The 12879-nt window shown below is 49.9% G+C and carries 12 protein-coding genes and 1 riboswitch; of the genes, 9 read left to right on the top strand and 3 right to left on the bottom strand.

What is annotated here, in order from left to right:
* The first annotated feature begins 8 nt into the window (after positions 1-8).
* Entirely contained in the window at positions 9-1607 is a 1599-nt protein-coding gene (locus NG833_RS08255; protein ID WP_254564815.1) for a hypothetical protein, read from the top strand.
* A 232-nt stretch (positions 1608-1839) separates the two neighbouring features.
* Here the strand turns inward: NG833_RS08255 and NG833_RS08250 are convergent, their stop codons facing one another.
* Positions 1840-3927 (bottom strand): NAD(P)/FAD-dependent oxidoreductase, encoded by a 2088-nt coding sequence (locus NG833_RS08250; RefSeq protein ID WP_254564814.1) that lies wholly within the window; start codon positions 3925-3927, stop codon positions 1840-1842.
* A 152-nt stretch (positions 3928-4079) separates the two neighbouring features.
* Here NG833_RS08250 and NG833_RS08245 point away from each other — a divergent pair, with 152 nt between their 5' ends.
* From NG833_RS08245 to NG833_RS08235, 3 genes are all read left to right on the top strand, one after another.
* Complete coding sequence (locus tag NG833_RS08245; protein ID WP_015149974.1) at positions 4080-4313, top strand: hypothetical protein; 234 nt, start codon at positions 4080-4082, stop codon at positions 4311-4313.
* Between the two features lie 326 nt (positions 4314-4639).
* Positions 4640-5194, top strand: coding sequence for a TRAP transporter small permease subunit (locus NG833_RS08240; RefSeq protein ID WP_254564813.1), 555 nt, complete (start codon positions 4640-4642; stop codon positions 5192-5194).
* On the top strand, positions 5178-6518 hold the full coding sequence (locus tag NG833_RS08235; RefSeq protein ID WP_254564812.1) for a TRAP transporter large permease subunit: 1341 nt from the start codon (positions 5178-5180) through the stop codon (positions 6516-6518). Before NG833_RS08240 ends, NG833_RS08235 begins: the two co-directional genes overlap by 17 nt.
* A gap of 197 nt (positions 6519-6715) precedes the next feature.
* On the opposite strand, the gene NG833_RS08230 is transcribed toward NG833_RS08235, so the two are convergent.
* The gene (locus NG833_RS08230; RefSeq protein ID WP_254564811.1) at positions 6716-7177 is read right to left on the bottom strand and encodes a DUF4278 domain-containing protein; all 462 of its coding nucleotides are present in this window, start codon (positions 7175-7177) and stop codon (positions 6716-6718) included.
* Between the two features lie 40 nt (positions 7178-7217).
* Positions 7218-7306: riboswitch (Glutamine riboswitch) on the bottom strand.
* A gap of 357 nt (positions 7307-7663) precedes the next feature.
* On the opposite strand from NG833_RS08230, the gene NG833_RS08225 reads away from it, so the two are divergent.
* Positions 7664-8257, top strand: a complete 594-nt coding sequence (locus tag NG833_RS08225; RefSeq protein WP_254564810.1) for a DNA-3-methyladenine glycosylase — start codon at positions 7664-7666, stop codon at positions 8255-8257.
* Between the two features lie 299 nt (positions 8258-8556).
* Here NG833_RS08225 and NG833_RS08220 read toward each other — a convergent pair whose 3' ends face one another.
* The gene (locus NG833_RS08220; RefSeq protein WP_254564809.1) at positions 8557-9099 is read right to left on the bottom strand and encodes a GerMN domain-containing protein; all 543 of its coding nucleotides are present in this window, start codon (positions 9097-9099) and stop codon (positions 8557-8559) included.
* Between NG833_RS08220 and NG833_RS08215 the strand changes: the two genes are divergently transcribed.
* The 4 genes from NG833_RS08215 to NG833_RS08200 all read left to right on the top strand — a co-directional run.
* Entirely contained in the window at positions 9098-10090 is a 993-nt protein-coding gene (locus tag NG833_RS08215; RefSeq protein WP_015149921.1) for an aspartate carbamoyltransferase catalytic subunit, read from the top strand. The two genes, NG833_RS08220 and NG833_RS08215, sit on opposite strands and share 2 nt — an antisense overlap.
* Before the next feature lie 191 nt (positions 10091-10281).
* A complete protein-coding gene (locus NG833_RS08210; RefSeq protein WP_254564808.1) occupies positions 10282-10776 on the top strand; it encodes a molybdenum cofactor biosynthesis protein MoaE in 495 nt (164 codons plus the stop codon).
* 729 nt (positions 10777-11505) lie between these two features.
* Complete coding sequence (locus NG833_RS08205; protein ID WP_254564807.1) at positions 11506-12162, top strand: sigma-70 family RNA polymerase sigma factor; 657 nt, start codon at positions 11506-11508, stop codon at positions 12160-12162.
* A gap of 166 nt (positions 12163-12328) precedes the next feature.
* A partial coding sequence (locus tag NG833_RS08200; RefSeq protein WP_375293891.1) for an anti-sigma factor family protein occupies positions 12329-12879 on the top strand: 551 nt, incomplete at its 3' end.

The following is a 12879-nucleotide window of genomic DNA, read 5'->3' as shown; positions in this document are numbered from 1 at the left end:
GGAAAGCAATGAGTGACGCTGAAAATCCCACCAACAATAACCCAGAACCGATCGCACCCCAGGAATTGAACCAGATAGAACCGGCGTCTCAACCGGGCAGTCCCATCGTCAACCCGGAGATCTCCCCCACGGATTTAGGTCCAGAAGAAGACTGGGAAACCGTAGAATTTCCCAATGCCATCAGTATTGATGCCTTATTGGTAAACAGTGAAGAAGAAGCACCCAGCGCCGAGGTCCTGAGAAATACAGAATCCATCGGGGAGGCGATCGCCCGCATCAATACCCCCTCTCTCTCCTGTGCAGCGTCACCCGAAGCGGTCCTTGTCGAACAACTGCAACAGGAAAACTTGGAACTCGATGGCAGAGTCGAACAACTCGAAACCCTGCTACATGAATGTAGACAATCCTTACAACAACAGCGATCGCAAGCCTTAGATCGCCAAAAACTCTTAGACCGACGTACCCTAGAACTCAAAAGTATCACCGGACAAATCGAGCAGTTGTCGGAACATATCCAATCGGCAACCAAACAAATCCAACAGCAGCAACAACAAATCGCCGCCCTAGGGACTCAACTGCAAACCAGCCAAGAAATTAGAGCGAAACTGGAACGGGAATGCGCCCTGACCCAGCAACGGTATCACGAACAGTCCCAGATTTTAGTTCAAACCCAAACCACCTGTCAGGACCTGCGAGCTCGCCTGCATCGCCAGCAACGCCACACCTTGCAATTTAAAGCGGCCCTGGAAAAATGTATTGAGACCCCGTTAGAAAAAGCCAGTGCGATCGCCTCCCTGCGGCAGTCCACCCTAGAAGAACCCACAGATGTGGTCGAAACTGGGGCAAAAGAAGCGATCGCCAACCCCAATCCCCCCAACACCACCCTCTTCCCAAAAGCGGACCCCATCAAACCTTGGTCCATTGCGGATTCCGATTCAGTGGAACCTAGGCAGCAACCCGTCCCCGAAGTCAAATCCGCCCCAGACTTATCAAAAATTCGCCTGCCTTTGTCCGCCAAGGCAGAGCATTTGCAACCCTTACCCTCCCACATTCCAACCCAGGAACCCCTCCCTGAGCAACCTTCTGCTCAGAACAAAACCCCATCCAAACACTCAGAAAATGAGCAACCCGTCTGGGAGGATTTAGACTCATTGATTGAGAAGCCCCATTTAGAACCCAAACGCGATCGCCCGGTAATTTTGGCCCCCGCGACTCCTGCCTTATCCCTGCATCTCCCCTCAGTCCCCGTGGTTTCTCCCTTAACTGACAGAATAGGCGATCGGGCTACCGACTCCAGTAGCAAAGGTTCTCAACCCCCCGCCCCTGTCCAACCCGAACCCCTCCTCACCGGCAACAGCGAGGTCCAACTGTTGTTACAAGCCAAAGCCTTCTCGGAACAATCCCAAAGCCAGACTCCAACGCCAGTCCAATTGCCTGGGGAATCCCCTCAAACGGGGCAGGAACAGGCCAATTCAGGGTCTAACACCACCGGAGGCTCAAGCGAATCCAGTTGGCCTGCACCTGTTGTTTATCCCGTGCGATCGGCCCAGAAAAAACGCAACTCCTTCTCAGCAGTAGAATTACCCAGTTTTTCCAATAAAAAATAACCCGATTGACGGGGGTTAGAACCCTAGCCCTGTCAATGTAGTAAATTTAATGACGAAAAATTGTGATTTTCTAGGGGCGCAATGTGCAGGCCCTCAATTGGTAATCAATTGAATGACGAAAAAGAGTGATGGAACCTAGGGGCGATTCGCGAATCGCCCCTAGGTGGGCGCAAGCCTCGAAGCCCCTACAAATACACCTTGACAGGGCTAGGGTTCAAACCCCCGTCAACCTTCACCCACTCACCCCTTCTTCTACAGTTTGATTTTTTTTGCCCAGATTCCAGCGTTTTAACTCACCCTGGGGCCGTCCCAGTCCATCGGTTAGGGCATAACTTTTAGCCAGTAACCACAGCCATAACCCTGGAAATCGGGGTTCCAATCCCGGTTGAATAGTGCGGGCAAACCCAGGCAACCAACCCAACACCCAACCCAAAAAAGAAATCAGAGTAAAGTACAGATAACTGCCCACCCAGCGCAGCAAATCTTTCGGTCCCGCTAGTTCCCAAATCCATAACAACAGGGATGGGTTTTGCCAAGCGGCTTTCAGGGCTAATCGATGAAACGTTAGCCAGTCTACGCGGTCTTTAATAAACGTATCCGCCACGGATCCTGGTTCACTAGCTAATACCCCAAAAAATGTATTCAACATGGAGTTAATCCGTTCGGGGGGTAAGAACCGACCCGTTGGCACCATCATGCCTTTAGAAAACAGCCAAGTTACGGCAACATTGCTTTGAAAGGCGCGAATTTGGTTTAAGTGGCGCGACTGCAATAAATCATGTTTGAGGGCCGTATCCAGCAGAGTGGTTAACCGGGCCATATTGCGGACCAGGGAACCAAATCCGGTGAAGACTAGGGGAGATTGTAAAGAGGCGGCATCCCCGATCGCCATCAATCGATCGACTGCCACCCGGCGATCGTGACTCGCCACACTAAAATAGCCCGGAATATAGCCAAAAGTAGCTTTTTTCCACTCTAGGCGATCGAGATCGCACCGTCGATACTCCGGCAGAATGGTAAAAAAGTCCTCATACATCTCTAGTAACGAACCCGGGTTATCGGGGTGAACCTGATGGTAGTGGAACAAATAAAAGGTGAGTTCCGAACCCGCCGCCGGGAATAACTCCCAAATCAGTTGTCGTCCCCGAGAAATGTCCCCATGACTGTTAAGAACATCTCCATATTGGGAATCCCAGACCCCGGGTTCAAACCCATCAGCAATCACCGCCCCCACCGTGGGACAGACACTATCAAAGGTGCGACTGCCATTGAGTTGCCAGGCGATCGGGGAAGCCGTTCCCATTGCATCCACCAACAGACGACCCCCAGCGACTCGTTCCTCGCCAGTGGGTAGATGTTTTGCCTTGACCACTGCTTGCTGGGGTTCAATCTCAACGGTGAGAAATTCCGTTTCATCCCAAATTTCTCCCCCCGCTTCTCGGAGTTTGGTGCCACACAGTTTCAGCAGTTTTTCCGCATCGATCGCAATATTCAAAACCGTCGGGGTATGCAGAATGGCCGCTTTACATTGGGGGGGATTGTTGGCATCAAAGAATTTATGAAACCCATCTTTATATTCACAGGCAATCACACTTTCAAATTCTGCCGGGGTAAATAAACCCAAGTCAATCAAATTTTGAAATTCCCCCCGGGAAATGTTCCATTCCCGGTTCATCCGACCAAACGGTAAGCGTTCCAACAACAGAACCCGATACCCCAGTCGCGCCATGACTGCGGCATGAATCACCCCCAAGGCCCCGCCAATATAAATTAAATCGTAGGGGGGAGGTGTAAAAGAGTCACTTTGCGGTTTTTGAAACACCACCTGTTTGGGTTGTTGGGGATTGCGAACACCTTCGCGCCACCGTTGTTCCCACCAATAAACCCGATTGAGATCGTATTCTCCGTTGGGAATTTTTTGAAAGTATTTAACCGTGAGAGGGTAATCTTTAGCTAACGCTTCAAAGATAGTTTGCTCAGATAAGTTGATTTCCGGGGGTTTGGGATAGTGGCAGGGAAACCGATCTCTGATCTGGCTAGTCAATCCGGCTATGATTTGTTTTTCCCTGGAAATGGGTCGTTGAGACCATCGAAAAACTTTCAGGTAGGCGGTTCTTTGAACCGTCCAGGTAAAGATCGACAGTTCCGGCGTCTCTCCAGGTTCGGTGGCGAATGAGTTAGGTTCTTGACAAAATTCGAGTCTTATGCCATCACGGGTCAGGAGTTTTTTTCCGGAGTCCGGAGTGAAGTCCTGGTGCAACCAAGTTTGAACGGCTGCGATATCCGGTGTGGGAACTTCTAAATAGAGGATTTCTTTCATGATCAGCGATATTTACTCCGATAAATCGGCTAAAAATAGGGTTGACAAGGGGGAAAAGTGCGCTAAGATTCCGGTTACAGAATTAAAATTCCTTAAAAAAAGTTAAGAAACTCATCCTATTGATTGATACCCAGGAGATCTGCGGATTAACCATGAATTATCCCATTCCCACGAGTCCACAAGAACTGGTTGCGCTGCGGCAACAGCCCATTGATGAAGAATTAGTGGCATCAGCGATCGCGGGGGTGATAAAAATCGCACGAGCACAGGGGAAGTCCTTGGAGGAAGTGACGGCAGAGGTTCTAGCCGACGACTCCCTACTTGACTTACATCAGCGACGGTGGCTGAGTGAATTAGTCTCTCAAGCCTGGGATAGTCTAGGGTAGCTAGAAATCCCACCCACCTTTACCCTATTTTAGGTCGCAGGATGACCGAAGCTCTCCCTCATCGGATCGGGGATGTCCAGAGGGGAGGACCCTTATTCTTGCGGTTTACCCTGCAGTCGCCCTAGCCTTCTTCCGAGATAGCGATCCGTTAGAATAGCTGACTTTAGTTGATTGAACAGACTTCTGGGGTTCATGTCAACTGCAACCGGCCAGAGTGCTACAGAATACCCGCGATCGCCCTTCTGGTGCGATCGCGGGTATAATTTTATCCCCCATTCAGCATAAAATCATCTCCAGTTCATTCGTTCATTCGACAAGATCCAACCTTGGATAAACTATTACGCCTCTCCACCCTGATCGATCGCCTGAATGAATATATCGGACGGTTCATGAGTGGGCTCGTCCTCCTGATGGTCCTCGTTGGCGTCTGGAACGTCATCGGTCGCTATCTCGGACGTGCAGTGGGTCAAAATTTGACCTCCAATGCCCTAATCGAGACCCAATGGTACATTTTCGACCTGATTTTCCTCTTAGGTGCAGCTTATGCACTCAAACATGACGAGCACGTTCGGGTTGATGTTTTTTATAGCAGTTGGTCACCCAAGCGGAAAGCCTTATTAGACTTAATCGGCACCCTGTTATTCCTGATCCCCTTTTCGATTTTGGTGATATTTTTCTCTTGGAATACCATCGCCGCCTCTTGGGCGATCGGCGAAATTTCCCCAGACCCCGGTGGATTACCCCGCTACCCCATTAAAGCTGTTATTCTAATCAGCTTCTTCCTGCTCATTCTCCAAGGAATTTCCGAAGCCATTAAAAAGTTTGCGATTTTCCAAGGCTGGCTACCCCCCCATCAGGAACATCATGAATCTGAGCTATGACTATCAATGGCTAGGCCCTGCCATGTTTGCCGGGGCCTTATTCCTCTTATCCTTTGGCTATCCCGTCGCCTTTTCTCTCGGTGGCGTCGCCATCCTATTTGGTCTACTCGGGATGGCTTTGGGTGCTTTTGATCCAGTCCTCCTAAATGCGATGCCCTTGCGAATCTTTGGCATCATGGAAAACTATACCCTCCTCGCCATTCCCTACTTTATTTTTATGGGAGCGATGCTGGAAAAATCCGGCATTGCCGAAAACCTCTTAGAAACAATGGGGATTCTGTTCGGGCGTTTGCGCGGGGGATTAGCCCTAGCTGTCGTCTTAGTCGGGGCCTTATTAGCCGCCACCACCGGCGTTGTCGCTGCAACAGTCGTGGCGATGGGATTAATTTCTCTACCGATTATGTTGCGATATGGCTATAACAAACAACTGGCAACCGGAGTCATCGCCGCCTCGGGAACTCTCGGACAAATTATCCCCCCTTCCGTTGTATTAGTAGTGCTTGGAGATCAGCTAGGGATTTCCGTTGGGGATTTATTTATCGGGTCATTAATCCCCGGATTAATGATGGCCGGAGCCTTTGCTTTGCACGTTGTCATTATTGCCTTTTTGCGCCCTGATTTAGCCCCCGCCTTGCCCGCAGAAGTTCGCACCATGACCGGGACAAAATTATTGATTCGGGTCGTCACCGTCATGATTCCGCCGACTCTGTTAATTTTACTCGTTCTCGGTAGCATCTTCTTTGGAATTGCCACCCCCACCGAAGCCGGGGCCGTCGGTGCATTGGGTGCCCTCGCCCTAGCCGGGGCGAACCGTCAACTCAATTGGACAGCCCTGCAAAGGGTCTGTGATATCACCCTCCGGACCACCACAATGGTGATGTTTATCCTGGTGGGATCAACCGCATTTAGCCTAATTTTCCGAGGTTTACATGGGGATAGTTTCATGTTTGATTTACTCACCAACCTGCCAGGAGAAACCACTGGGTTTTTGCTGGTTTGTATGCTGACGGTTTTCATCCTGGGATTCTTTATCGATTTCTTTGAAATTGCCTTTATCGTGATTCCCCTGTTTGTCCCCGTCGCCCAAACGTTAGGTTTAGATTTAGTCTGGTTTGGGGTCATTTTAGGCGCAAACCTCCAAACTTCTTTTCTAACTCCCCCCTTTGGATTTGCCTTGTTTTATCTGCGCGGGATTGCTCCACCGGAAGTCACAACGGGGGATATTTATCGCGGGGTTATCCCCTTTATTTTGATTCAAGTGTTTGTCTTGATTTTGTTGATTGTATTTCCGGGGATTGTCAGCTTTTTACCCTCTTTCTCTTGAGATTTTATCTTGAACTGGATGGCGCAAAAAACACCCCTTTTGGGGTGGCTAAAACCGTTAAAACTTGTTGAATCAGGACTTACCCCATCTTGAAAATAAAAACCCAAATGTAGAGGCGATTCGCGAATCGCCTCTACATTTGGGGTGGATTATCAAAATATGGGTAATTCCTGTGAATTTAGTTCAGGAATCTTTGATTAACTTAAGGAAACCGAACTGCGGGAATAGGAAGCTCGAAAACTCGGATGAACTTTGCCTTGAATGCGATTCCAGTAGTTGGAAATATCGCTAGATAGACCCACTTCAGCCGCCACTCGACCGAGCATAGCCTGTTGCCGTTTCTTAATTGAACGGCCATTGGAAAGGGCCAAAGCCCGAGCTTTTTCTTCTAAATTCGCGACCCATAATTGATCCACAGGGGAGGTGGGAATGCAGGCGGGAGTTTCATAGCTTTCTTTGACAACCACCTGGGCAGTACCTGTAGAATAGGTGGCACCGCGATACATCAGTTCAGCAGGTGGTTCTTCCATCGGATACGTGAGGGCATTGCTTAAGCGCCAGTGTACGCCCCGATATTGACCTGTTAGTTCCAGAGGGGTCTTGTTGGGGGTGGGAACGGGGTTGGATTCATAGCTAATCCCACGATAGGTAAGTTTCATGCGCGTCTTCTACTCCTAAAACAGCTTCGTGATTGAGTAAGCCGCGTTCCTTCGGGACAACTCCCTACTTCCGTCCCTGCCGGGGACCTAACAATCAGGTAGTTCGCAAAGCCGGTAGAGATGAACGTATCAATAAATTCTGTATTAATTTTTACAGTTTTTCAAATCGGTGTCAAGTATTTCAGGATAACTTTACAAAACTTGAGCAAACTGGGGATGGGGAACAAATCACCCTGGGGTGATTTGCAAGTGGTTCAGCCGGAAAAAAGACACCCTCGGCAGGTGTCTTTTTTAAATTCAAATCAAAGCGACTCAGACTAATTAGTGCGCCGATCCGTTCCCGTGATAGTTATCAGAATCGTAGAAGCCGTTTTTGGTGCCAAAAAACAGGCAAGATACGATAAAAACAATGCTGAGAATCGGCAGAATTACTTTAATATCCATAAATTTCCAGAAACAACAAAACCAGGATGAATGAAACCAAGCATGACTATTGTAGAACCTGAATGGCTGGCCCGTCCATCAACCGAAGTCGCACCGGCTTTAATCGGTTGCACGTTAGTCCGGCAACTGCCCGATGGACCACAAATTCGGGGGACGATCGCCGAAACTGAAGCCTACCAACCGGGAGACCCCGCCAGTCATGCCTACCGAAGCCGTACCCCACGTAATCAGGCCATGTTTGGACCCCCGGGAACGATTTATGTCTATCTGATTTATGGGATGTACCACTGCCTGAATATTGTATGCGATCGCCCAGGGGTTCCCAGTGCAGTCCTGATTCGCGCCTTACAACTGGATATCATGCCACAGGGACTCCAGAAGAAGGAAAAGTTATCTAGGATTGCCGCAGGACCCGGGAAACTCTGTCGGACCCTGGAAATCGATCGCAGTTTGAACGATCGCCCCTTACAGCCTGGGGGTCCTTTGTGCTTGGAACATCGGACCCCAGAATTTCAGCAGCAGTTAGACCAAGGGACCCTGAGCTTAGTTCAAACCACCCGGATTGGGATTTCCGTAGGCACCGACTTGCCTTGGCGGTGGTACTTGGCAAACAGTCTCTCCGTCTCCAAATTGTAAAGATTTGATGACGCCACACAGAAAACCCGCACCCTGAAGGGTGGGGCTATACGGACAAAGCCTGCCTACGCAGGCTGAAGAATAAAGTTTAGGGTATTCCCACAAATAAATTGCTATTGCATCATAAGGTTAAGCACCTAAACAAGACTCTTTTAGCCCGCGCAGGCACCGCTTCGTCTGTGTAGCCCCACCCTTCAGGGTGCGGGTGTTTTGGATATTTTATGTTTTGGAGTTCCCTTAGCCCGCGCAGGCACCGCTTCGTCTTGTGAGCCTCCACCCTTGAGGGTGCGGGCCTGAGTTTAAATCTCCAAAGGTACTCCGCGCTCAGTAAATTCCACAGTCTCAATCTGCCACTGGGGATTTTCCGTTAAGGTTCTCTCCAGACTGCCGAAGAGGGAAAACCGCTCACAGCTAGACAGGGAGACAAATTGCCGTTGAGTATTGGGGTCCGCCCGCAGATCCACCGTGGCCACTCCCGTGGTGTTATCCACCGTCACCCGATAACCGACGATATTAAAATCGACTGTCCCGGCATTTTGGATGACTTGACCCACTGCCGCCTCAATCGGGCGATCGGCAGGAACTGACACCGTTTGCGGCAGCAATTCTTGACACTGGGAGTCAACTTCGTAAATCGTTACGTTGGCTGTAGCTACCGACTGGGGTTGTTGGGTATCCGGAGAAACCGCCCCATTGGACGGGGATGAGGGCATCCCTGGGTCCGTGGTGGTGGGTGGGGCACCACAGCCAGCCACGGACAATAAAATCACAAGAGTGATGCCAATGATCGGCTGGGCTATATATTTTTTGAGGATAGAATTCGAGTGAAAAACTTCTTGCATGGCTACTACATGGACTCGCCGCCACATTATTTCTTTGGCTGATTTTGTTTCTTCAGAATACGATACGGTGCTGCAAACTGCCGCGAGTTTTGGGGAGGTCCTCTCCCGACGGATGAAAAAAGTGCCGACCCTGCAAGGGCAGGTGGTGGCTAATTTATTCTTTGAACCTTCAACTCGCACCCGTAGCAGTTTTGAACTGGCAGCCAAACGACTCTCCGCAGATACCTTGAATTTTGCCCCCGGGTCCTCTTCCCTGACGAAAGGGGAGACGATTTTGGATACGGCTAAAACTTATTTGGCAATGGGAACCGATTTGATGGTGATTCGCCATCGGGAGGCGGGAGTCCCCCAGGCGATCGCCACGGAAATGGACCGACTGGGTTCCCGGGTGGGGGTCCTGAATGCTGGAGATGGACAACATGAACATCCCTCCCAAGGATTGCTGGATTTGTTTACCATTTGCTCCCTGCTGGATCGGGACCGTCCTCGCCTGGAACTGTTGCAGGGTAAAAAAATTGCGATCGTTGGGGATATTCTCCATTCGCGGGTGGCGCGATCGAATATCTGGAGTCTGACGGCAGCCACGGGGGCTGAACTGCATCTGGCGGGACCTCCGACCCTCCTGCCTCAACTGTTTGCAGATATGGGGGTGGGCAGAGCCGGTCAGTTGTCGTTACATTGGACGGTAGAAGAAGCCCTGGAAAATGCTGATTTTGTGATGACTCTGCGATTACAAAAAGAGCGGATGAGCCAGCATCTTTTGCCGAGTTTGCGGGAGTATCATCAGCATTATGGGATTACCCGCGATCGCCTCAAACTCTGCAACCCGAATGTGAAACTATTACATCCGGGTCCCGTGAATCGAGGGGTAGAAATTAGTTCCGACCTGATGGATGACCCCCAGTTTAGCCTAATTTCTCAACAAGTGACCTCTGGGGTGGCGGTCCGCATGGCGTTGCTCTATCTGATGGGGGGCGGCAAGGTTCAGTAGAATGGAGGTCTTTGCACTCAGGGATTTTAAACTGAGTGGGAAGTGATACACAATCCGGTTGTTAAAGACCTATTTTAATCTTGTAGCCTGCGTAGGCAGGCTTCGTCTGTATAGCCCCACCCTTGAGGGTGTGGGTTTTTATAGACCTTTGAAAACCGAATTCGGTATGACCCCAAGAACGTGCATCAACTATGACCAACCCAACCTTATCAACCCCGGTTCCGGATGCGATCGCTTCCTCAAACAGCGATCGCTTTGCTCTGACTTTCGCCCCCTTATCGTTAGAGGAAGTTTATGCCCTAGCTGATGACCCTGGCAATGGGGCGGTGGTGGTCATGAGTGGCATGGTTCGCAATCAAACCGATGGGAAACCCGTGGTTGCCCTGGAGTATCAAGCTTATGCACCAATGGCGGTGGCAGTTTTTCAGCAAATTGCTGCCTCAATCCGGTCCAGTTGGCCCGATGTGAAGCGGGTGGTGATTTTTCATCGTACCGGGCGCTTACAAATTGGCGAAATTAGTGTTTTAGTGGCGGTGGGTTGTCCCCATCGCCGGGAAGCCTTTGAAGCCTGTCAGTATGCGATCGATACCCTCAAGCACAATGCCCCTATCTGGAAAAAAGAACATTGGGCTGATGGTTCTAGTTCTTGGGTCAGTATTGGCGCTTGTGAAGCCCAGGACGAATAAGGGAATTGCAAAATATAAATCCTCCAACCGTTTAACTGAAAGGAAGGTATCTGTAGGGGCGCAATGCGCAGGCCCTCCGGAGGGCGCAAGCATTGCGCCCCTACATTGAGGGGGCTACTCCGTTGATCCGTCATACGAACGAACGTTTTGGAGATTTTATTTTTTGGAGTTCCCTAACCAGAACTCGACTTGTCTCGACTTGTTAAAATGGGATAGGAGTGTTCAAACTTGTGGTCTGGGGTTTTCTGGGATAAACGGTTCTGAGCGATCGCTGAAAATTAAGAACCCGGGGAAACAATTGACCCGTTCAAGAGTCTTGCACTCTATAGAGACAAAACTAAAAGTGCCACTCACCCAACTCCCGGAAACGGGAACTTTTGCTAGGATAAAAGCGTCTCCAGTACCTGGAATGTTATAGCAATCATTCCAACCCCATCAGCACCCTTTCGACTGGAAGGGGCTTCGGGCAATCATCCGGAACTTAAACGCTGACACTGCCAATCAAGCCGTTACCGGGTAAACAGTTGATGAATACCCCCGTAATTCGGATGATGTCAAAGTCTGAATTGCCAGACTCGTCTAAAAGGCGGACATCACGGTAGCGGTCGGCAAGGAGAACACATAAGGGTTTCGGAGAGTTCCATCGGATGATTATTTATGATTGATCCAGGAAAAAAACTCTCCACATTCTCGCCGTAAATGACGGGGTTTCCGACCCGTTTTTAACAGATGAGTTACACTCCTTCTACATCCTGGCAAACGGGTGAGGCCACTAATTCTCCAGCCTCAGTGCAACCAGATAAACTGTCAAATTACGATTTAGTCCTGCGCTGTCAGGAGGGCCTCAGCCCTGACCGGTCGGCGTTCGCTGAACTGCTACGCCGTTATCAGTCTCATGTGGATAAAATTTTGTACCACTTGGCTCCTGATTGGCAAGACCGGGCAGATTTAGCACAGGAAGTTTGGATTCGGGTTTACCGCAATGTCAAACGGTTAAACGACCCGGTTAAATTCCGGGGTTGGTTAAGCCGAATTGCTACGAATTTGTTCTACGATGAGCTACGCAAGCGCAAGCGGGTGCGCGACCCCCTGTCTTTAGATGCCCCTCGGATGTTAGAGGATGGGCAAATGGATTGGGAAATAGCTGCCGATGAACCCGGTCCGGAAGATGACTTGACGACCCGCGAATTTTACGACCAATTACGCGCCGCGATCGCTGATTTACCTGAAGTATTCCGCACGACTATTGTCCTGCGCGAAATTGAAGGATTAGCTTACGAGGAAATTGCTGAAATTACCGGCGTTTCTCTCGGCACCGTAAAATCGAGAATTGCCCGCGCCCGTCAGCGTCTGCAAGTTCAACTTCAAACTTATTTGGACAGTTAGGCGTCGGGTTGCGGTATTGGAAACGCAATTTTCTCATGTAACTTAACGTTGTATTTCTCAACGTTAGACGCCCAATCTATTCAGATATGATTATTAGTAAACAAGCTTGCAGTTGTGATTATTATTCAGGGTGCATTATCCAGTTTAATTTGGTGGTGGTGTTGACATGAATCCTAACTATGAATCCCATCACGCTCCCAAAAAACAAGCCCTAGGGGGTTCACGATCTTTTAATTTAACCGATCGCAATCAGCCAATGGCACTATGGAATTCCGTGACCCCAGATTCAGCCTTGATCGATGCTCACAGCGCCGATCAATTTGAATTACTCAGCGCTTACCTCGACGGCGAAGTCACTGACACCGAACGTCAACAAGTAGAGGTCTGGCTCGAACAGGATGCCTCACTGCGAGACTTACATTCGAGACTCTTAACCCTGCATCAGGGATTGACCTCCCTACCGGCACCACCGCAGACTCAGCCTGTAGATGCTTTGCTCAAGGGTGTCTTTAGTCGGATTGACGAAATCGAACAACCAGAAGCCGTCACGCCTCTGGTTGTCGATCGCCCAATTGCCGCTATTCCTGCAGATAGATTTGAGTTACTCAGTGCCTACCTCGATGGTGAGGTGACTGAAACTGAACGTCAGCAAGTGGAAAGCTGGCTCTCCAGTGATGCCTCACTGCGAGATTTACATTCAAAACTCTTAACCCTGCA

Source organism: Oscillatoria sp. HE19RPO, from assembly GCF_024220515.1.
Taxonomy (GTDB): domain Bacteria; phylum Cyanobacteriota; class Cyanobacteriia; order Cyanobacteriales; family Laspinemataceae; genus Laspinema.
Note: the sequence above shows the minus strand (reverse complement) of the source record. Positions and strands in the feature narration are given on the sequence as shown.

Excerpts from the sequence above, each read along its gene's own strand:
- NG833_RS08230 (WP_254564811.1), bottom strand. The coding sequence starts at position 7,177 with ATGAAACTTACCTATCGTGGGATTAGCTATGAATCCAACCCCGTTCCC.
- NG833_RS08245 (WP_015149974.1), top strand. The coding sequence starts at position 4,080 with ATGAATTATCCCATTCCCACGAGTCCACAAGAACTGGTTGCGCTGCGG.
- NG833_RS08220 (WP_254564809.1), bottom strand. The coding sequence starts at position 9,099 with ATGCAAGAAGTTTTTCACTCGAATTCTATCCTCAAAAAATATATAGCC.
- NG833_RS08250 (WP_254564814.1), bottom strand. The coding sequence starts at position 3,927 with ATGAAAGAAATCCTCTATTTAGAAGTTCCCACACCGGATATCGCAGCC.
- NG833_RS08225 (WP_254564810.1), top strand. The coding sequence starts at position 7,664 with ATGACTATTGTAGAACCTGAATGGCTGGCCCGTCCATCAACCGAAGTC.
- NG833_RS08210 (WP_254564808.1), top strand. The coding sequence starts at position 10,282 with ATGACCAACCCAACCTTATCAACCCCGGTTCCGGATGCGATCGCTTCC.
- NG833_RS08215 (WP_015149921.1), top strand. The coding sequence starts at position 9,098 with ATGGCTACTACATGGACTCGCCGCCACATTATTTCTTTGGCTGATTTT.
- NG833_RS08205 (WP_254564807.1), top strand. The coding sequence starts at position 11,506 with ATGAGTTACACTCCTTCTACATCCTGGCAAACGGGTGAGGCCACTAAT.
- NG833_RS08255 (WP_254564815.1), top strand. The coding sequence starts at position 9 with ATGAGTGACGCTGAAAATCCCACCAACAATAACCCAGAACCGATCGCA.
- NG833_RS08235 (WP_254564812.1), top strand. The coding sequence starts at position 5,178 with ATGAATCTGAGCTATGACTATCAATGGCTAGGCCCTGCCATGTTTGCC.